Source organism: Pseudomonas sp. B6(2017) (genome assembly GCF_002112765.1).
Classification (GTDB): Bacteria; Pseudomonadota; Gammaproteobacteria; order Pseudomonadales; family Pseudomonadaceae; genus Aquipseudomonas; species Aquipseudomonas piscis.
The window spans coordinates 17682-37106 of sequence record NZ_NEIQ01000024.1 but is presented as its reverse complement, the minus strand read 5'-3'; the positions used below and the strand labels follow the sequence as shown (position 1 = coordinate 37106).

Annotated in this window: 22 protein-coding genes; 10 read left to right on the top strand and 12 right to left on the bottom strand. The window is 60.7% G+C overall.

What is annotated here, in order from left to right:
* Positions 1–118 precede the first annotated feature (118 nt).
* A complete protein-coding gene (gene hppD, locus CAG11_RS29960) occupies positions 119–1195 on the bottom strand; it encodes a 4-hydroxyphenylpyruvate dioxygenase (protein ID WP_022639100.1) in 1077 nt (358 codons plus the stop codon).
* 247 nt (positions 1196–1442) lie between these two features.
* Positions 1443–2399, bottom strand: coding sequence for a DMT family transporter (locus tag CAG11_RS29955; protein WP_085599864.1), 957 nt, complete (start codon positions 2397–2399; stop codon positions 1443–1445).
* Between the two features lie 86 nt (positions 2400–2485).
* Between CAG11_RS29955 and CAG11_RS29950 the strand changes: the two genes are divergently transcribed.
* The 3 genes from CAG11_RS29950 to CAG11_RS29940 all read left to right on the top strand — a co-directional run bounded on the left by CAG11_RS29950 (position 2486) and on the right by CAG11_RS29940 (position 5588).
* Complete coding sequence (locus CAG11_RS29950; RefSeq protein WP_085599863.1) at positions 2486–3379, top strand: LysR family transcriptional regulator; 894 nt, start codon at positions 2486–2488, stop codon at positions 3377–3379.
* A 62-nt stretch (positions 3380–3441) separates the two neighbouring features.
* Positions 3442–4980: an EAL domain-containing protein gene (locus CAG11_RS29945; RefSeq protein ID WP_085599861.1), complete on the top strand. Its 1539-nt coding sequence runs from the start codon at positions 3442–3444 to the stop codon at positions 4978–4980.
* 242 nt (positions 4981–5222) lie between these two features.
* Positions 5223–5588 carry a histone-like nucleoid-structuring protein, MvaT/MvaU family gene (locus tag CAG11_RS29940; protein WP_022639105.1) on the top strand — a complete coding sequence of 122 codons (366 nt, stop codon included), beginning with the start codon at positions 5223–5225 and terminating at the stop codon, positions 5586–5588.
* A gap of 244 nt (positions 5589–5832) precedes the next feature.
* Here the strand turns inward: CAG11_RS29940 and CAG11_RS29935 are convergent, their stop codons facing one another.
* Positions 5833–6360, bottom strand: coding sequence for a DUF4946 domain-containing protein (locus CAG11_RS29935; RefSeq protein ID WP_085599948.1), 528 nt, complete (start codon positions 6358–6360; stop codon positions 5833–5835).
* 198 nt (positions 6361–6558) lie between these two features.
* Here CAG11_RS29935 and gloA point away from each other — a divergent pair, with 198 nt between their 5' ends.
* Complete coding sequence (gene gloA, locus CAG11_RS29930) at positions 6559–7080, top strand: lactoylglutathione lyase (RefSeq protein ID WP_022639107.1); 522 nt, start codon at positions 6559–6561, stop codon at positions 7078–7080.
* A gap of 87 nt (positions 7081–7167) precedes the next feature.
* Here the strand turns inward: gloA and ahpF are convergent, their stop codons facing one another.
* The 3 genes from ahpF to CAG11_RS29915 all read right to left on the bottom strand — a co-directional run bounded on the left by ahpF (position 7168) and on the right by CAG11_RS29915 (position 10506).
* Positions 7168–8733 carry an alkyl hydroperoxide reductase subunit F gene (gene ahpF / locus CAG11_RS29925; RefSeq protein WP_053130755.1) on the bottom strand — a complete coding sequence of 522 codons (1566 nt, stop codon included), beginning with the start codon at positions 8731–8733 and terminating at the stop codon, positions 7168–7170.
* A gap of 120 nt (positions 8734–8853) precedes the next feature.
* Positions 8854–9417, bottom strand: coding sequence for an alkyl hydroperoxide reductase subunit C (ahpC, locus tag CAG11_RS29920; protein WP_017907017.1), 564 nt, complete (start codon positions 9415–9417; stop codon positions 8854–8856).
* A gap of 150 nt (positions 9418–9567) precedes the next feature.
* Positions 9568–10506, bottom strand: coding sequence for a site-specific integrase (locus CAG11_RS29915; RefSeq protein ID WP_143494822.1), 939 nt, complete (start codon positions 10504–10506; stop codon positions 9568–9570).
* Positions 10507–10685: 179 nt separating this feature from the next.
* Here CAG11_RS29915 and CAG11_RS29910 point away from each other — a divergent pair, with 179 nt between their 5' ends.
* Positions 10686–11690 (top strand): DNA-binding protein, encoded by a 1005-nt coding sequence (locus tag CAG11_RS29910; RefSeq protein ID WP_085599857.1) that lies wholly within the window; start codon positions 10686–10688, stop codon positions 11688–11690.
* On the opposite strand, the gene gorA is transcribed toward CAG11_RS29910, so the two are convergent.
* Both gorA and galU read right to left on the bottom strand, forming a co-directional pair.
* The gene (gene gorA / locus CAG11_RS29905) at positions 11691–13049 is read right to left on the bottom strand and encodes a glutathione-disulfide reductase (RefSeq protein ID WP_085599855.1); all 1359 of its coding nucleotides are present in this window, start codon (positions 13047–13049) and stop codon (positions 11691–11693) included.
* A 132-nt stretch (positions 13050–13181) separates the two neighbouring features.
* Positions 13182–14021, bottom strand: a complete 840-nt coding sequence (gene galU / locus CAG11_RS29900; protein ID WP_022639112.1) for a UTP--glucose-1-phosphate uridylyltransferase GalU — start codon at positions 14019–14021, stop codon at positions 13182–13184.
* Between the two features lie 427 nt (positions 14022–14448).
* Between galU and CAG11_RS29890 the strand changes: the two genes are divergently transcribed.
* Positions 14449–14730 carry a hypothetical protein gene (locus CAG11_RS29890; protein ID WP_085599851.1) on the top strand — a complete coding sequence of 94 codons (282 nt, stop codon included), beginning with the start codon at positions 14449–14451 and terminating at the stop codon, positions 14728–14730.
* A gap of 6 nt (positions 14731–14736) precedes the next feature.
* On the opposite strand, the gene CAG11_RS29885 is transcribed toward CAG11_RS29890, so the two are convergent.
* The 4 genes from CAG11_RS29885 to CAG11_RS29870 all read right to left on the bottom strand — a co-directional run bounded on the left by CAG11_RS29885 (position 14737) and on the right by CAG11_RS29870 (position 17166).
* The gene (locus CAG11_RS29885) at positions 14737–14967 is read right to left on the bottom strand and encodes a hypothetical protein (RefSeq protein ID WP_022639115.1); all 231 of its coding nucleotides are present in this window, start codon (positions 14965–14967) and stop codon (positions 14737–14739) included.
* 69 nt (positions 14968–15036) lie between these two features.
* A complete protein-coding gene (locus tag CAG11_RS29880; protein WP_371857927.1) occupies positions 15037–15888 on the bottom strand; it encodes a c-type cytochrome in 852 nt (283 codons plus the stop codon).
* Positions 15889–15953: 65 nt separating this feature from the next.
* Positions 15954–16604: a cytochrome c gene (locus CAG11_RS29875; RefSeq protein ID WP_085599847.1), complete on the bottom strand. Its 651-nt coding sequence runs from the start codon at positions 16602–16604 to the stop codon at positions 15954–15956.
* 208 nt (positions 16605–16812) lie between these two features.
* Positions 16813–17166 carry a hypothetical protein gene (locus tag CAG11_RS29870; protein WP_022639118.1) on the bottom strand — a complete coding sequence of 118 codons (354 nt, stop codon included), beginning with the start codon at positions 17164–17166 and terminating at the stop codon, positions 16813–16815.
* Between the two features lie 216 nt (positions 17167–17382).
* Between CAG11_RS29870 and CAG11_RS29865 the strand changes: the two genes are divergently transcribed.
* The 4 genes from CAG11_RS29865 to alkB all read left to right on the top strand — a co-directional run bounded on the left by CAG11_RS29865 (position 17383) and on the right by alkB (position 19424).
* On the top strand, positions 17383–17685 hold the full coding sequence (locus CAG11_RS29865) for a DUF1883 domain-containing protein (protein ID WP_022639119.1): 303 nt from the start codon (positions 17383–17385) through the stop codon (positions 17683–17685).
* A 38-nt stretch (positions 17686–17723) separates the two neighbouring features.
* On the top strand, positions 17724–17894 hold the full coding sequence (locus CAG11_RS33895) for a hypothetical protein (RefSeq protein ID WP_022639120.1): 171 nt from the start codon (positions 17724–17726) through the stop codon (positions 17892–17894).
* 89 nt (positions 17895–17983) lie between these two features.
* The gene (locus CAG11_RS29860; protein WP_085599845.1) at positions 17984–18700 is read left to right on the top strand and encodes a 2OG-Fe(II) oxygenase; all 717 of its coding nucleotides are present in this window, start codon (positions 17984–17986) and stop codon (positions 18698–18700) included.
* Positions 18690–19424, top strand: a complete 735-nt coding sequence (gene alkB / locus CAG11_RS29855; protein WP_085599843.1) for a DNA oxidative demethylase AlkB — start codon at positions 18690–18692, stop codon at positions 19422–19424. The genes CAG11_RS29860 and alkB overlap by 11 nt, the downstream gene beginning before the upstream one ends.
* Position 19425 lies beyond the last annotated feature (1 nt).

The following is a 19425-nucleotide window of genomic DNA, read 5'->3' as shown; positions in this document are numbered from 1 at the left end:
GTCAGGGCCTGGAAACAAAGGCGAGAACATTAACACATTCACAATCGCCAACCGACAGGCAAAACAAAGCCCGGCCAGGAAAGACCTGGCCGGGCTTGGGCTTCAAGCGCTACGCGGCTTATTCGGTGGCGAGCACGCCACGTCGTACCTGGTCACGCTCGATCGATTCGAACAATGCCTTGAAGTTGCCCTCGCCGAAACCATCGTCGCCTTTGCGCTGGATGAATTCGAAGAACACCGGGCCCATCAGGGTTTCCGAGAAGATCTGCAGCAGCAGGCGCTTGTCTTCTTTATCCGATGCACCGTCGAGCAGGATGCCGCGCGATTGCAGTTGATCAACCGGCTCGCCGTGGTTTGGCAGGCGCCCTTCGAGCATTTCGTAGTAGGTATCAGGCGGTGCGGTCATGAAGCGCATGCCGATCTTCTTCAGGGCGTCCCAGGTCTTGACCAGGTCGTCGGTGAGGAAGGCCACGTGCTGGATGCCTTCGCCGTTGAACTGCATCAGGAACTCTTCGATCTGGCCTGCGCCCTTGGACGATTCCTCGTTCAGCGGGATGCGGATCATGCCGTCCGGGGCGGTCATGGCCTTGGAAGTCAGGCCGGTGTATTCGCCCTTGATGTCGAAGTAGCGGATCTCGCGGAAGTTGAACAGCTTCTCGTAGAAACCGGCCCAGTAGGCCATGCGTCCGCGATACACGTTGTGGGTCAGGTGGTCGATGATCTTCAGGCCCGCACCTGGTGGGTTGCGGTCCACGCCTTCGAGGAACACGAAGTCGATGTCATAGATCGAGCTGCCTTCGCCGTAGCGGTCGATCAGGTACAGCGGCGCGCCGCCGATGCCCTTGATCGCCGGCAGGTTCAGCTCCATCGGGCCGGTGGCGACGTGGATCGGCTGCGCACCCAGTTCCAGGGCGCGGGCGTAGGCCTGCTGGGCGTTCTTGACGCGGAACGCCATGCCGCATACCGACGGGCCGTGTTCCGCGGCGAAGTAGGAAGCGATGCTGTGGGGTTCGTTGTTGAGGATCAGGTTGATCGCGCCTTGGCGATACAGGTGCACGTCTTTTGAACGATGGGTCGCGACTTTGGTGAAACCCATGATCTCGAAGATCGGCTCGAGGGTATTGGGGGTGGGCGATGCGAATTCGATGAATTCAAAGCCCATCAGGCCCATCGGGTTTTCAAAGATATCTGCCATGGTTGGCGCCTCATCATATTTTTAGAATTAACGGATCGTTAGTTGCTATCAATGCTGAGGAAGGCAGGTGGTGCGCAGGAAATGCCCCGCACGCTGCGCGCGAGGAAGTCACCATAGATGAGTTGGAATCCGAGAATCTTCATATCGGTCCTGTCTTGCCGGCTGGCCAGGCTTCTGCTGCCAGAAGACTTTATTATTGTATGCGTAACCAGATTCTACACAGCGTAAAAGCCTTTGTCCGCACTCTTTATGAAATCGCCTTTCTTGTCCCCTTCGCAAGGGGCCGGTTGCACTGGTAGATGCCGCCCAGGATCAGCGCGCCCCCCAGCACCATCACCAGGCTCAGTTGCTCGGCCAGCAGCAGCGCCCCGAGAATCACCGCCGTCAGCGGGTTGAGGGCGATGAATACCCCGCTGCGGGTAGCGCCGATCCGCCGCAGGCCGTCGTAGTACCAGATGTAGGCCAGCGCCGAGCCCAGTACGCCCAGGTATAGAAGAGCCAGGCCCTGGGCCAGGTCCAGGTGGAGCACCGCTTGCAGGTCGAATTCGCCGCGCACCAGGGTCGCCGCGCACAGCATCAAGGTTCCCAGCACCACCGAGTAGGTCACCGTCTGCAGCGGTCCCAGGCTCTGGTTCAGTTCCTTGGAAAACAGCGAATACACGCCCCAGCCCAGGACACAACCGAGGATCAACAAGTCGCCGCGCCAACTCCCCGCCCGGCTGGCCAGGGCCGAAGGATCACGACTGCAGATCACCAGGGCCGCACCTCCCAGGCACAGGCAGATACCCAGCAGCTTGCGCCGGTCCAGGCGTTCCTTGAACAGTGCCCAGGATGCCAAGGCGATCACCGCCGGGTTCAGGGCGACGATCAGCGAGGCCCGCGAGGCGTTGATCTGCTGCAGGCCGAGGAAGAAGCACAGGTTGTAGAAGAAGATCCCGAAGAACCCCAAGAGTGCCAGTTGGCCGAGCTGCCTGAAGCTCGGGCGCGCCAGGGGAATTCGCGCCAGGGCCATGAAACCCAGCAGGGCCAGGCTGGCTAGGAGAAAACGCAAGCTGGCGGCCAGCAACGGCGACAGCCCCGAGGCCAGGTAGCGCCCGGCGACGAAGGTGCCGCCCCAGATCATGGTCACCGCCGCCAACTTGCAATAGACCCCCAGGTCGTGGTGCCTGGCAGCCAGTGGGGCAAAGAAACTGCTCTCGCTCATGTTGATCGCACTCGAAGAAGATCGGATTTGTCTTGCCGGAATATTCTTTGTCTAATGCCTGATCATCGTAAAATGAGCTTTTACTCATGACCCTGACCCAGCTGGAAATCTTTTCCCAGGTAGCCCAGTTCCAGGGCTTCACCAGCGCCGCCACGCGCCTGGGCATCAGCCAGTCGGCGGTGTCCCACGCCATCAGGTCCCTGGAGCAGGAGCTGGGGGTGGAGTTGTTCCGTCGGCACCAGGCCCAGGTCGAGCTCACCGACATCGGCCAGCAATTGCTGGCACGGGCCCGGGCCATGCTCGGCCTGGCAGCGACGTTGGAACAGGAGGCCGCCGATGCCCGGGGCATGAAGCGTGGCACCTTGCGCATCGGCTCGTTCGGCCCCACCTCCTCCATCCGCCTGCTGCCACCGATCCTGGCGCAATACCGCGCCCAGTATCCGGGGATCGAAGTGCATATCGACGAAGGACCGGACCGCCAGGTCCTGCAGTGGCTGGAGGAGCGGCGTATCGACCTGGGCTTCGTGGTGCTGCCCCAGGAACGCTTCGACAGCTTCCCCCTCGTGCAGGACCAACTGCTGGCCCTGGTTCCGGCAGGCCACCCCCTGGCCGGCGAGTCCCAACTGAGCCTGGAGCAGCTGTGCCAGGATCCCTTCGTCCTCACCGAGGCCGGCTCTGCGGAACTGGTGTCGCGGTTGTTCATTGGCGCCGGGCTGGTCCCCAACATTCGCTATCGCTGCTCACAATTGCTCAGCACCCTGGAAACCGTGGCCCGGGGCGATGCCCTGAGCATCGTCGCCCAGTTGTCGTTGCCCCAAGGGGCGGACCCGCGCTATACAAGTCGCCCATTGGTGCCAGCGGTACAGCGCAAGATCGGTGTCGCGGTGCTGGACCGCCGCCAGTCATCGCCAGCGACCCTGGCCTTCATCGACCTTGCCCAGGGTCTCTGTAGCCAGGCAAAGCCGTCTATCCTGCGATGATCCAGGCAATACCGCGTCCGTGACCGGCGCCCTGCCCTTCTCCCTTGCCACAGGTCCGACCCATGCCGCTGACCGCCAAAGGTCCACTCCAACGCTCCACCCACACCTTCTGGACCTTGCTGGCGATACTCCTGCCGATCGTGCTCGGAGCCGTCATCCTCTATCTCCAGGCGCAACGGACCTTGTTGCACAACAGCCAGGAAATCGCCGAGGAAGCCATCGAGCAGTTCGACCAGATGCTCGACCACTCCGACAGCGCCGCCCGTGCCCTGCTGCCCCTGGCCGGACAGGAGTGCGACGCCACCCGGCAACTGGCCCTGCGCGAACAAGTGACCCGGCGCCCACTGGTGCGCTCCACCAACCTGGTGTGGCGCGACAACAACTACTGCAGTTCATACCTGGGCAGCTACGCGGCGGTCCTCGATCCCCGGGACTACGTGGATGGCCGGCTGCGCCTGATGGATGGCAACCATGTCACTCCCCAGACCCCGCTGCTGGTCTACCGCTCGAGCGCTGGCGAAGGCGCGGCCCTGGCGGCCATCAACGGTTATCATCCGACCAACACCCTGCGCATGCTCAGCCGTTTCGCTCAGTTGCAACTGCAAGTGGGCCGGCACTGGTTGTCCAGTGACGGCCAGGTGCGCGAAGGCAACGCTCCCCTGGCAGCGGTGGCCAGCCAGCAACTGAGCTCGTCACGCTATCCCTACAGCGTCAATGCCGGGTTCGCCCAGGGCAGTGTCTGGCGCTATATGAAAAGCCAGTATCCGGCGCTGTTCAGCTTGCTGATCTTCCTCGGCGCCGCCGCCGGCGGCCTCGCCCACTGGCTGCAACAACGTGCCGTTTCCCCCAGGCACGAGTTGCAGCGGGCACTGATGGCGCGGGAGTTCATCCCGTACTTCCAGCCGATTGTGCGCGGCGACAGCCTGCAGTGGGCCGGTATCGAAGTGCTGATGCGCTGGCAACACCCCAGGGAGGGCCTGGTCCGTCCTGACCTGTTCATTCCCTTCGCCGAACATACGGGGTTGATCGTGCCCATGACCCGTTCGTTGCTGCGCCAGACCCGAGAAGTACTGGCGCCCTGGGCCGGGAACTTCCCCGACGGCTTTCATATCGCGATCAATATCACCGCGCGCCATTGCCAGGACCTGCAATTGCTGGAGGACTGCCGGGAGTTCCTGGCGGCATTCGAGCCGGGCAAGGTGGTCCTGGTGCTGGAACTGACCGAACGCGAACTGATCGAGCCTACGGCCGTCACCCAGCAGTTGTTCGCTGAATTACGTGAACTGGGGGTGATGATCGCCATCGATGACTTCGGCACCGGCCACTCCAGCCTCGGTTATCTGCGCACCTTCAATGTCGACTACTTGAAAATCGACCAGAGTTTCGTGGCCATGATCGGTGCCGATGCACTGTCGCTGCATATACTGGACAGCATTATCGAACTCTCACTCAAACTCGACCTGAGCATAGTCGCCGAAGGTATTGAAACTGCCGAACAACGGGATTACCTGACAGCCAAGGGCGTGCATTTGCTCCAGGGTTACTTGTTTGGAAAGCCCATGCCCAGCTCAGAATTTGTTACAGCTATAGCGCGCCATTAAATAGCCATGTCAGAAAAATAATGCTCGACAAGTAACTCCGGGCATGAGCAGCTTTGCATCAATTTACAAATATGGCCTGGAACAAGAACAACACGATTTACTCGCGGCGCGTTAACTACTACAATTTTTCACGCCTGTACAAGATTCACAGGTAGGCCAGTTAATCGAACCTTAACCAGTTCATGGCTTATAGCTTTGTTTGTGCTGTGTATTAGCCAAAATAGACTATTGGAGTGAAGATATTGTCCAGACTTGCTGAATTCCGTGCTGCCGAGAAAGCACTTCAAGAACAGCTCGCCCAGCTTGAATCCCTGAAGAACGACGCCGGGCTCAAGAAGGAAATCGAGTTCGAAGAAAAACTCCAGGCTCTGATGAAGTCCTACGACAAGAACCTGCGTGACATCATCGCGATCCTCGATCCGAACCTGGGCAAGGCCGGCCTGCCACAGGCCAGCGCCCCTAAACAGCGCCGCGCCCGTGTGGTCAAGGTCTACCAGAACCCGCACACCGGCGAGCTGATCGAAACCAAGGGCGGCAACCATCGCGGCCTGAAGGCTTGGAAAGAACAATACGGCGCCGCTACTGTGGACTCCTGGCTGCGCGCTTGAACAAAGCCGCACCTGAAAAAGGCCCTGCACATGCAGGGCTTTTTATTGAGCGGAATAATTTTAGTGCCCCAGAGTCAAAGGAAAGATCTTACGCACATTGCAGGCAGACTCCTGCATCACATCTGCCCTCTCGCGAGCTGCAGCCAGCGCGGAATAAGGGCCGGGCATGCTCAACTTCACGCTTAATGCCTTTCGATAACGAACCTGCAACACGCAGAAAGCAAACGATGAGCCTTAAACCCGCTTAAAGTTTCAGGTTATTTCGAATGGCGAGTACTTCATCCCGACTATCGGCATAAGCCGCTGCCTGGCCAGCGTATGAAAGTACATAAGCCTTATCCCCATCCAATGCGGCCACCAATGTTTGTGACAGCACATGCCGGCCATTCTGGGTAATAGTGCAAGTGGTTTCCAATGCTTCGAGGCGACTCAACTGCGCGGCATGGATCTTGTTGCACACGCTCTGGTAACCACCTTGGGCAAAGTCCTTCTGTACTGACTTGCGCATCTCCAGCAATACCCCCTGGAGATTGACTACATGCCCGGGCTCGACCTGGCTCATGGTCAACTCCATGACCAGTTGCGGATTGCCCGCGGCATCGTTCTTCACCGCCCGCTGGCGCGACACCTTGGCGGCCTGGTCGGCCTCCTGGGAGGGCACCGGTTCAACCGTCCAGCCCTGGGGCCAGCTGATTTCGGGAGCCGCCTGGGCGGCACCGGCGAGCATTGCCAGGAACAGGGCTACAACGGGGGTTCTGAACGACAGGATCATGTTCTGCACACTGGAAAAGGGAGCCTGGAGTCTGAGCCCGGCGCCAGGAATGGGCAATAGATCAAGAGCTTTGGGTTTGGCCCATCCCAGGCACTTGCGTATCATTGGCCAATCCCAAGGATGTCCGAACCATTGCCCCGGCAAGCCGCTGCCCGAGCCTTCGACCAGCCCTTGCCGTCTCATTTTCCCGGAGGGCCCATGAGCCTCAACGAACTCAACACTTTTCCCGGCGTAACCGCCCAGCCTGACGCCGCCACCGCCCGCTTCGTGTTCAACCACACCATGTTGCGCGTCAAGGACATCACCCGCTCCCTGGACTTCTACACCCGGGTCCTGGGTTTCTCCCTGGTGGAGAAACGTGATTTCCCCGAGGCTGAGTTCAGCCTGTACTTCCTGGCCCTGGTGGACAAGGCGCAGATCCCGGTCGACGCCGCAGCGCGTACCGAATGGATGAAGTCGATCCCCGGCATTCTCGAGCTGACCCACAACCACGGCACCGAGAACGACCCGCAGTTCGCCTATCACAACGGTAATACCGACCCTCGCGGTTTCGGCCACATCTGCATCTCGGTACCGGACATCGTCGCCGCCTGCGAGCGCTTCGAAGCCCTGGGCTGCGACTTCCAGAAGCGCCTGAACGACGGCCGCATGAAAAGCCTGGCCTTCATCAAGGATCCGGATGGCTACTGGGTCGAGATCATCCAGCCAGCTCCGCTGTAAGGCAGCAGCCAACCGGGCCTGGTTCGCCAGGCAAGAAAAAACCCCATGGGCCATGGCTCATGGGGTTTTGTTGTTCCAGGGGGCGGCTCAGTCCGGCGCCGAGGTCCGGATCAGGTGGTCGAAAGCACTCAGGGATGCCTTGGCCCCCTCGCCCACCGCGATCACAATCTGCTTGTACGGCACCGTGGTGACGTCACCTGCCGCAAACACTCCAGGCAAGGAAGTCTCGCCGCGCGCATCGACGATGATCTCGCCACGTGGCGACAATTCAACCGTGCCCTTGAGCCAGTCGGTGTTGGGCAGCAGGCCGATCTGCACGAAGATGCCTTCCAGCTCGACGTTGTTGAACTCACCCGACTGGCGATCCTTGTAGACCAGGCCAGTGACCTTCTGCCCGTCGCCCTTGACTTCGCTGGTCAGGGCACTGGTGATGACCTTGACGTTGGGCAGGCTAAACAACTTGCGTTGCAGCACAGCGTCGGCACGCAGTTGGCTGTCGAACTCCAGCAAGGTCACATGGCTGACGATACCCGCCAGGTCGATGGCCGCTTCGACACCTGAGTTGCCGCCGCCGATCACTGCCACGCGCTTGCCCTTGAACAGCGGACCATCGCAGTGCGGGCAGAAGCACACACCCTTGGCCTTGTACTCTTGCTCACCGGGCACGCCCATTTCACGCCAGCGCGCACCGGTGGCCAGGATCACCGACTTGGCCTTGAGGCTGGCGCCGCTCTCGAACCGCACCTCATGCAGGCCACCCGCATCCTTGGCTGGCACCAGGGCACTGGCACGCTGCAGGTTCATGATATCGACGTCGTATTGCTTGACGTGCTCTTCCAGGGCCGCGGCCAGTTTCGGGCCTTCAGTCTCCTGCACCGAAATGAAGTTCTCGATGGCCATGGTGTCCAGCACTTGTCCACCGAAACGCTCGGCGACCACACCGGTGCGGATCCCCTTGCGCGCAGCATAGATGGCTGCCGCAGCGCCGGCCGGGCCACCGCCGACCACCAGCACGTCGAAGGCTTCCTTGGCGCTGAGTTTCTGCGCTTGTTTCTCCACCGCGCCGGTGTCGAGCTTGGCCAGGATTTCTTCCAGGCCCATGCGGCCTTGGCCGAAATTCACGCCATTGAGGTAGATGCTGGGCACGGCCATGACCTTGCGCTCGTCAACCTCGGCCTGGAACAGCGCGCCATCGATGGCCACGTGGCGAATATTGGGGTTGAGCACCGCCATCAGGTTCAGTGCCTGGACCACGTCGGGGCAGTTCTGGCAGGACAGCGAGAAATAGGTTTCGAAGTTGAACTCGCCCTTGAGCGAGCGGACCTGCTCGATCACTTCCGCGCTGGCCTTGGATGGATGGCCACCCACTTGCAACAGCGCCAGTACCAGGGAAGTGAACTCGTGGCCCATGGGGATACCGGCGAAACGCAGGCTGATATCACTCCCCGGGCGATTCAACGAGAACGACGGCTTGCGCGCATCGGTACCGTTGTCGAGCAAGGTAATTTGATTGGAAAGACTGACGATGTCTTTGAGTAGAGCGAGCATTTCCTGGGATTTCGCACCGTCGTCGAGGGAGGCGACGATCTCGATCGGCTGTGTGACCCGCTCCAGGTATGACTTCAACTGAGATTTAAGATTGGCGTCCAACATACGGGCGATTTCCTTTGGTTCGGTAAAAAAACAACGCCCGGGCGAATCTCGCCCGGGCGTTATTTGAGGGCGGTGCGGCTTACTTAAGTGCGGATGACCGCCTCTGGATGACGCATGGACTTAGATCTTGCCGACCAGGTCCAGGGACGGAGCCAGGGTGGCCTCGCCTTCTTTCCACTTGGCTGGGCAGACTTCGCCTGGGTGGGCAGCGACGTACTGGGCGGCCTTGATCTTGCGCAGCAGCTCGGAAGCGTCACGGCCTACGCCACCATCGTTGATTTCAACGATCTTGATCTGGCCTTCCGGGTTGATCACGAAGGTACCGCGGTCAGCCAGGCCGGCTTCTTCGATCAGCACGTCGAAGTTGCGGGAGATGGCCAGGGTCGGATCGCCGATCATGGTGTACTTGATCTTGCCGATGGCTGGCGAAGTGTTGTGCCAGGCAGCGTGGGCGAAGTGGGTGTCGGTGGAAACGCTGTAGATCTCAACGCCCAGCTTCTGGAATTCGGCGTAGTTGTCGGCCAGGTCTTCCAGCTCGGTCGGGCAGACGAAGGTGAAGTCAGCTGGGTAGAAGAACACTACGGACCACTTGCCTTTCAGGTCGGCATCCGATACTTCGACGAACTCACCGTTTTTGAATGCAGTAGCTTTGAACGGTTTAACTTGGCTGTTGATGATAGGCATCGTTGACTCTCCATCAGTGGTTGAAGACATTGGGTGAAAACTTGATGGGGAGAATCCTAGCCAATGAGTCGCCATCTGGCTCATTGGTAAACCTGATGCTCTCGATTGGTTTTGGCTATGAGCCCTGAGTATTAATAGAAAAAACCTTGCCTAAGGGGCGACCGCCTTCTCCCTGAGCTGCGCCATGCCCGCGAAGGGCTCTGCCTCGACATAGCGCATGGCCGATTTCAGGTCCTTCCACCCCACGTAGGCCATCAGCGACTTCAGGTCCCAGCCGCTGCGCTGGGCCCAGGTGGCGAACCCGCGGCGCAGGGAATGACTGGTGTAGCGCTCGGCGGCGATACCGGCCTGCTCCAGCACCTGGCGCAACAGGGGAATCACACTGTTGGCATGCAACCCCTGCTCGCCCAGGTTGCCCCAGCGATCGATGGCGCGAAATACCGGCCCGCGCACCAGTACGGCGGTATTGATCCATTCGATGTAGGCCTGCACCGGGCACAGGCGCTGCAAGGCAGGCGTGCTGTAGGTACGGCCCAGGTTGTCGCGATCGCCCTTGCTGCGCGGCAAGTACAGGCTGATGCCGGAGCCGGCGTGGGCCTGCACATGCTCGACCTGCACACGACAGAGCTCGTCGCTGCGAAAGCCACGCCAGAACCCCAGAAGGATCAACGCCCGATCCCGCCGCGCACGCAGCAGGCCGGCCTGGCATCGCTCGGCCAGAGCTTGCGACGCCTGCTCATCGAGCCAGCTGGCCACCCGCTCCAGGTCCTGCAACTGCAAAGGCACGGCCTGCTTCTCCTGGGCTGGGTGCAAGGCCCGAATCCCCTTGAGTACCTGGCGCACCACCGGGGCCTTGGTCGGGTCGACGAACCCCTGGCTGTTATGCCACTGCGCCAATGCCGACAAGCGCAGCTTCAAGGTGTTGATCGACAACTCGCCGGCATAGGCCGCCAGGTAACGGGCGACGCCTTCCGCCGTCGCCGGCAGGAAGCCTCCCCACTGCACCTCGAAATGCTCGATGGCCGCTCGATAGCTGCGGCGTGTGTTGTCGCGGGTGGCCGCTTGTAGATAACGATCCAGTTCACTCATGGCGCCTTGACTCCAGCAAGTACAGGGCAAAATCGGCAGGAAAACCCGATGCAGGTCGCTGAGATTGGATAATACTAAAATATCCACTGTCATGATCCTGCTATCTGGCATGCAAATTCATATGTACAATTACCTAAATTACATACCACGTAACACAGTACTAAATCGTTGGAGGCAAGATGGCTCGCGGAGGCATAAACAAAGCGGTGGTGAAAAAGGCGCGCCAGGCGATCCTTGCCCGCGGCGGGCACCCCAGCATCGATGCAGTACGTATAGAAATGGGCAATACCGGCTCGAAAACCACCATCCACCGCTACTTGAAAGAGCTGGATGACGGCGCCGGACAACGGGATTCCGGCCCGGTACCGCTGGACGAAGAGCTCGCGGAGCTGGTCGGGCGCCTCGCCCGGCGTCTTTCGGAGCAGGCCCAGGAGCCACTGGAACAGGCCCTCGCCCACTTCCAGGAGCAGAAGCAGGCGCTGGAACAGCAACTGGAGGAAATGCGCCGCCACGAAGAGCGACTGCAGCAGCAAATACAGGACAAGGTCGCGGCACTGGCCAACGAAAGCGCCACGCTACACGACACCCGCAACATGCTGCAGGGCGAACGGACCCACAATGCCGAACTCGGCCAGGCCCTCAAGGACTACGACCTGCGCCTGGCCGACAAGGAACAGCAGATCCGTTCCCTGGAAGAAAAGCACCTGCATGCCCGCGACGCCCTGGAGCATTACCGCGCAGCCAGCAAGGAGCAGCGCGACCAGGAACTGCGTCGCCACGAGGGGCAAATGCAGCAAGTCCAGATGGAGTTGCGCCAGGCCCAGCAGAGCCTCCTGGTACGCCAGGATGAGATCACCCAGTTGCACCGCGACAACGAACGCCTGCTCAGCGAGCAACGCACCACTCTCAAGGCGCTCAAGCAGACCCAGGAAGCGCTGAGCCAGGGCAGCGCCCAGCAGGCGCAACTCAATGAGCAACTGGCCCGCCAGGGCAACGAAGGCACCCTGCTTCAGGAGCGCTTGCGCGTAGCTCTGGAAGAGATCCAGGCACTCAAGGAAAAGAATCGGCAACAAACCCGGGCGGGCAAGGAACTGGAAGCACGCGTCACCAAGGCCGAAACCAGCCTGGAGGCGCTGCGCCTGGCTGCCGACAAGGCCCAGCCAGGCCCAGCAAAGGACGCCTGATCAGCCGACGACCGGGGTCCGCATGGTGACGAACTCTTCAGCGGCGGTCGGATGCACGCCGATGGTTTCGTCGAAGTCACGCTTGGTCGCCCCGGCCTTCAGTGCAATGGCCAGGCCCTGGACGATCTCACCTGCGTCCGGGCCGACCATGTGGCAACCCAGCACCTTGTCGGTCTCGGCATCCACCACCAGCTTCATCAGGGTGCGCTCCTGACAGTCGGTCAGGGTCAGCTTCATCGGCCGGAAACGGCTTTCGAAAATCTGCACCTGGTGCCCGGCCTCGCGCGCTTGCTCTTCAGTGAGACCGACGGTGCCGATGTTCGGCAGGCTGAACACGGCAGTAGGAATCATCCGGTAATCCACCGGGCGATACTGCTCGGGCTGGAACAGGCGGCGCGCCACGGCCATGCCTTCAGCCAGGGCCACCGGGGTCAACTGCACCCGGCCGATCACATCGCCAATGGCCAGGATCGACGGCTCGCTGCTCTGATACAGATCGTCGACCTCGATGAAGCCGCGCTTGTCGAGCTTGACCGCGGTGTTCTCCAGGCCCAGGTTGTCGAGCATCGGCCGGCGCCCCGTGGCATAGAACACGCAGTCGGCCGCCAGCTTGCGACCATCCTTGAGGGTAACCTCGAGACTGCCGTCGGCTTGCTTGTCGATACGCTCGATGTCGGCATTGAACTGCAACCCCAAGCCGCGCTTGGTCAGCTCTTCCTGGAGGTGCTTGCGCACCGCGCCATCGAAGCCGCGCAGGAACAAGTCGCCGCGATACAACAATTGGGTATCCGCCCCCAGGCCGTGGAAGATTCCGGCGAACTCCACCGCGATGTAGCCGCCACCCACCACCAGGATGCGCTTGGGCAGTTCCTTGAGATAGAAGGCTTCATTGGAGCTGATGGCATGCTCGCGCCCCGGAATGTCCGGAATCTGCGGCCAGCCGCCAGTGGCGATCAGGATGTGCCTGGCGGTATAGCGTTGGCCATTGACCTCCACCTGATGCGGATCGATCAACTTTGCATGCCCTTCGTGCAGGGTCACGCCGCTGTTGACCAGCAAGTTGCGATAGATGCCGTTGAGGCGATGGATTTCCCGATCCTTGTTGCCGATCAGGGTCGCCCAGTCGAAATTCGCCGCACCAAGATCCCAGCCGAACCCGGAGGCCTGCTCGAAGTCTTCGGCGAAGTGGGCGCCGTACACCAACAGCTTCTTCGGCACGCAGCCGACGTTGACGCAGGTGCCTCCCAGGTAACGGCTCTCGGCCACCGCGACCTTCGCCCCGAAGCCTGCGGCAAAACGTGCGCAACGTACACCGCCGGAACCGGCGCCAATTACATACAGATCAAAATCGTAGGCCATTTCACTCTCCCAGGCAGGCTGACAAGCATAACCGCAGATGGCGAAGCGGTCAGCGCAGTGGATGGACATATGGGCGATAAATGAAAAAGCCACCCGCAGGTGGCTTTTCCAGAGAAAACCGTGCAGCGACTATCAGTAAGCCTTGCCGGTCTTGTAGAAGTTCTCGAAGCAGAAGTTGGTCGCTTCGATGTAGCCTTCGGCGCCACCGCAGTCAAAACGCTTGCCCTTGAACTTGTAGGCCATCACGCAACCGTTTTGCGCCTGCTTCATCAGGGCGTCGGTGATCTGGATCTCGCCACCCTTGCCTGGCTCGGTCTGCTCGATCAGGTCGAAGATATCCGGAGTCAGGATATAGCGGCCGATGATCGCCAGGTTCGATGGAGCATCCTCGGGCTTTGGCTTCTCGACCATGCTGTGAACGCGATAGATATCGTCGCGGATCATCTCGCCGGCGATCACGCCGTACTTGTTGGTTTCCTGTGGGTCGACTTCCTGGATGGCCACGATCGAGCAACGGAACTGCTTGTACAGCTTGACCATCTGGGTCAGCACGCCGTCGCCTTCGAGGTTGACGCACAGGTCGTCAGCCAGCACTACCGCGAAAGGTTCGTCACCGATCAGCGGGCGACCGGTGAGAATCGCATGGCCCAGGCCCTTCATTTCGGTCTGGCGGGTGTAGGAGAACGAGCACTCGTCCAGCAGCTTGCGAATACCGACCAGGTACTTCTCCTTGTCGGTGCCCTTGATCTGGTTTTCCAACTCGTAACTGATGTCGAAGTGGTCTTCGAGGGCGCGCTTGCCACGACCGGTCACGATGGAGATTTCATTCAACCCAGCATCCAGCGCTTCTTCAACGCCGTACTGGATCAGTGGCTTGTTCACCACCGGCAGCATTTCTTTGGGCATGGCCTTAGTCGCTGGCAGGAAGCGAGTACCGTAACCGGCTGCAGGGAACAAGCATTTCTTGATCATATGAGTCCTTAAATAAGGCTGTGCGTACGAGTTTCGGCGCAGTCTAATCAGGCGGCGAGCACCTTACAATGCCCCACACTGGCTAACCGCTGCCATCATAGAGAAATAAAGCGCCAGATAGTTCCGCAGCGTCCATCGGATCGCTTGGAGCATGAGCCCAAAGGCTTGCAGTGCGCTGCTTCCAGCCCGACCAGCGAGAGCGTAGACAGCCTGCTTGCGGGCGATCCCGGGTAACATCCAAGCCCCTTTCGGATAACCGGTGATGGCACCAGGCATGATGCCTGCGGCACCGATCTCGCAACACCGCCTGCAAGCAGCTACAACAAGAGCAAGGCCAAGAGCGATCAGCAATTCCTGTACCGCGATGGCCATTAGCTATAGCATCGCCAACCGATGTTCCCACCCCCTTCAAGACGACGAAAAATCCATGAACAAACTGCTGGCAATCTCGGCGATCCTGGCCCTGGGCGGCTGCGCCACCGTGTCCGATACCTACCTGGCCAATGGCGAACAGGCTTTGAGCATAGACTGTTCCGGGGAAGCCGGATCCTGGGCCGGCTGCTATGAAAAGGCCGAGGCCTCCTGCGCCGGTACCGGCTATCGGATCATCGGTACGCAAGGCACTCCTGCCCCCAATGAAAGCGACAAGACCCTGGGCGTGGATGTCGGCAACTACAAGAGCCGCAGCGTGGTAGTGGTCTGCAAATAGCGAGGTCTAGATATGGATCTCGGCAAACTTGATCCCCAGGCCGCGAATGGTCTCGATCAAGTCGTCCAGGCGCGCGAAGGATTCCACCTCATCGCTGTCATCCACCAGGAAATAGCTGCGCCCAGCGCTTTTCTTGAAAAACACGATCCACTCCCCGGAGTTGGCCGGGTTCTGGATTACATGGGTGGCAGAGATCAAGCCCTCTGCATGCTTTTCCCTGACGTGTTCCCGCTTCATGCTTTCTCCCATAAAGACGATGCCGCCAAGGCGGGAGCCCGGGCGGCATCGGTGACGATAGACGACAGTTTATCGGATGCCTTGGCCGATCAGTACGCCTTCTACCGTTTGCCCATACAGATTCACCCCATCGTTGGCGTGAAACTTGACTCGGGTCTTCTCGATCGAGCCATCCACCAGGCGCGGATCCTGAGGCCGTTCATGGCTGTTGACGAAGGCCGCGACGTCCCACGCTTGCTCATCGCTCAGGCTGCCCCCCTTGCCCAAGGGCATGTTGTGCTTGATGAATGACGCCGCGGTATTGATCCGGTGCATCCCTGCTCCCCAGTTGTAGGAGTCCTTGCCCCAGAGCGGCGGCATCACGTAGCCCTCCCCTGATTTCTGCCCCTGGCCTTGCTCGCCATGGCAGACCGAGCACTGCGCCTGGTACACCGCGGCGCCACGCTTGAGGTCATACCCCTTGGCCGGCTGCGGCACGTCGGGATAACCACGGCCCGGCAGCTCGGTGCCCAACGGCGCCTTGCTCGCCAACCAATAGGCGTATACCGACAACGCGGTGATTTCCGGACTGTCCGCCGCCGGCGGCTGGCCACCGTTCATGCTGAACTGGAAGCAGCCCTGCAAGCGCTCGGCGAAGGTATTGACCTTGTCGTTTTTCTTGCGATAGGCGGGATACATCGGATAGGCGCCCCACAGCGGAGCGGAGTTGGCCAGGCGCCCCTGGTCGAGGTGACAGTTACTGCAGTTGAGGCCGTTGCCCACATACTTCGGCGCCAGGCGCTTGGTATCGACGAACAATGCATGCCCCTCGCGCACCAGCTTGCCGTAGGCGTTGTCCGGCAGTTCACTCTCGGCCGGTGCCTGGAAATACCGGGTGCTGGCGGATGCGCTCGGCGCCTGGATCTGCGACTGGTCTTCCATGGCGATCCCGGCCGCTTGCACCTGGGCCGCCAGCGCCGCCAGCACCGTCCCTGCAATCATTGGCTTCATGGACGTGCCTCCTTCTGGCTCAGGTTGGCGAAGTAGTCCGCCACCGCGGTGACTTCCTCGGCACTCAGGGACTTGGCGATATGCCCCATCAGGTCATTGGGGTCATTGTGCCGAGCACCCTCGCGCCAGGCGTTCAGCTGCGCCGCCAAATAGGTAGCAGGCTGCCCGGCCAGCGGTGGAAAAGCCTGGCCGACACCCGCACCCCCCGGGCCATGACAACTGACGCACTCGGGTACCTGGCGATCCCAGGCTCCGCGCAAGGCCAGGCGCTCGCCCACCCCGACCGCAGGCTGGGCGCGACTGGTAGCAGGGGTTTTCGAGGCAGGCATGGCAGCGAGGGTGGCGGTCACGGCGGAGATTTCATCTTCGGTCAGGGCCTTGGCCAGCGGCTGCATGACCGGGCTGGTACGAGCACCACTGCGAAAATCATGCAGTTGCTTGCTCAGGTACCCCGCCGGCAAGCCGGCCAGACGCGGAAAACCGGCTGGCCCCAGGCCCATCGCATCCGCACCATGACAGGCCATGCAGGCCGCCGCCCCCGGCTGGGAGCCGCCCTGGGTGAAGACTTTCTGCCCGTCCACGGCATGGGCAGATTGCACAAAAAGCAGCATCAGGCCACTCAATAGCATTCGATCCAGTGGGATCATATGAACTCCATTATTCTAGTTATATGCTTAGACTTACTTGATATAAGCAACAGAATAGTAGGTCAATAGATCCACACCGACAACGCCCAATTACCCTCTACAGCCCGAAAAGCCGGGGTTGCCCGGTCTTTCCAGCAGGCAAAAAAAAGCCTGCCGGCTTCCTGTCGAGTAACGCAGGAAACCTTGCAGGCGTGCCGTTACACGCCCTTCAACCGGAGATGCAGCGCTCCCCGGCCTTGAGCACATCCCCAGGACGCAACGGGTTGTTGGACATCTGCTCGTGCAGCTTGATGCTGCTACCACCAGAACGTTCATCGATATAGAAAATCGCCGCCGGGGCCGGCGACAGGCTTTGCGGGACTATCACTCGATAACCGCCGGACTTGTTCGCCTCAAGCTGCAAGGCACCACGGCTGTCGGCCAGCCTCGCGCTCAGGCACTTGGCGTACTCTTCGGGCTTTTTCCCGGAAATGACATTCAGAGTCGGTGGCGTCTGGTTGATATCCGAGACGGTGGAACAGCCGCCAATTGCCAATGCCAGTACCCACACCCACCGCTTCATATGAAATCTCCAATGAAAACCCCTCCGACAGCCAGCACGCCATTTTTCTCCGGAGGCACGGCTTTATCGCCGATAAAAATCCAAATAACTGTTTTAAATTGTCAAAGCCCGACAGCGGGGCCGGATAATAAACCCTTCAGCCTGATAAACTGCAGCACTGCCCACGCAAACGTTTTTTGCTTTAGCCGCAATCGGCTTCCTGGAGTCCCCCCCAACATGAAATTCATCCATCAGCGCGAGCACCTCAACGAGGACGACATCGTCGTCATCGAATGCTCCCAGACCTGCAACATCCGCCTGATGAACGACGCCAACTTCCGCAGCTTCAAGAACGGCGGCCGGCACACCTATCACGGCGGCGCCTTCGACAAGTTCCCGGCGAAGATCACCGCCCCCAGCACCGGCTTCTGGAACATCACCATCGACACCGTTTCCCGGCGCGCCATCAGCGTGACCCGCAAGCCGAACCTGACTCACTCGATCCGCATCATCCGCCGCTCCACTTCGAAATTGCGCTAGGTAGCGCTTTCCCCTCCTTGTGACAAACAGGTAGCCCCGTGCCCAACACCACCAAATACGTCATCAAGTACAAGCTAAACGGCGAGCGTCGCTTCGAATTCGCCCAGCTCGAAACCGGTACCGCCGAAGAAGCACTGACCGCCCTGCTGGCCCTGCACGGCCAGAGCGACGACGTCATCAGCGATGTCAGCGTGAGCAAGGCCCTGTAATCGGATTCAAGCGCAAGCAGCGGAGTGCCCGCCACTTCTCGGGGCCGCAGAATGACTGCAGTCCGCCTTCGGTCCAGGAAACTTGCGCCATGACCGTCTCCCCCCTGCCCCATCGCCTGCAACGACTGGACTGGGCCTGCATCGACCAGGCCCTCGACCAGGACGGCTGCGCTCGTCTCCAAGGGCTGCTGAACGTCGATGAATGCCAGGCCCTGAGCGAACTCTACCCCCACAGCGAGCTGTTTCGCTCCAAGGTGCTCATGGCCCGCCATGGCTTCGGGCTTGGCCAGTACCAGTACTTTCGCTATCCGCTGCCCGAGCTGGTAGCCCAGTTGCGCCAGCAGCTGTATCCACGCTTGGTGGCGATCGCCAACCGCTGGAACCTGGCCATGGGCATCGACACCCACTACCCCGAACAGCACCCGCAGTTCCTGCAGCGCTGCCATGAGGCTGGGCAGCAACGCCCCACGCCGCTGTTGCTGCAATACACCACCGGGGACTACAACTGCCTGCACCAGGACCTCTACGGCGAACATGTCTTTCCCTTGCAGGTGGTGTTCTTGCTGTCCCAACCCGAAAAGGACTTCACAGGTGGCGAACTGGTGCTCACCGAACAGCGTCCACGCATGCAATCGCGCCCCCAGGTCATTGGTCTGAAGCAGGGTGATGGGCTGGTATTCGCCGTGCATCATCGACCGGTCAAGGGCTCTCGCGGCCATTACCGGGTGACCATGCGCCATGGCGTCAGCCGTGTGCACAGCGGCCAACGCCATACTCTGGGAGTTATTTTCCACGATGCGCTCTAGCGATACCGCCCCTGGCAACCTCGGCCTGTTCAGCGAGGAAGAACTGCAGCAGCCCCCACGCATGGAGCATCTGGGGCCACAATCCCTGGCGCTGCGCGGGTTTGCCTTGCCCTGGATCGAACGCCTGCTGCCGGCACTGGAGCAAGTGCTGGCGCAGGCGCCCTTTCGCCAGATGCTCACCCCCGGCGGCTTCACCATGTCGGTGGGCCTGAGCAGTTGCGGGCAACTGGGCTGGACCACCGACTTGACTGGCTACCGCTATAGCGCCACCGACCCGCAGAATGGGTATCCATGGCCGAGGATGCCCGAAGTCTTCCGCCAACTGGCCGTGGCGGCAGCGCACGCCGCAGGCTTCGCCGACTTCACCCCCGATTCCTGCCTGATCAACTGCTACCGTCCCGGGGCAAAGATGTCCCTGCACCAGGATAAGAACGAGCACGACTACAGCGCGCCCATCGTCTCCCTGTCCCTGGGCCTGCCGGCGGTCTTTCTGTTCGGCGGCTTGCAACGCAGCGATCGCAGCCTGCGGGTGCCCTTGCTGCACGGCGACGTGGTGGTCTGGGGCGGCGTGGATCGCCTGCGCTATCACGGCGTACTCCCCGTGAAGGATGGCAGCCATCCCTTGCTCGGCCAGCAACGGATCAACCTGACATTTCGCCAAGCCGGCCCGACCCTGGAATTAGACCGCAAGCGACGGAGTGCCGAGCAAGGGGGACAAGGTTAAG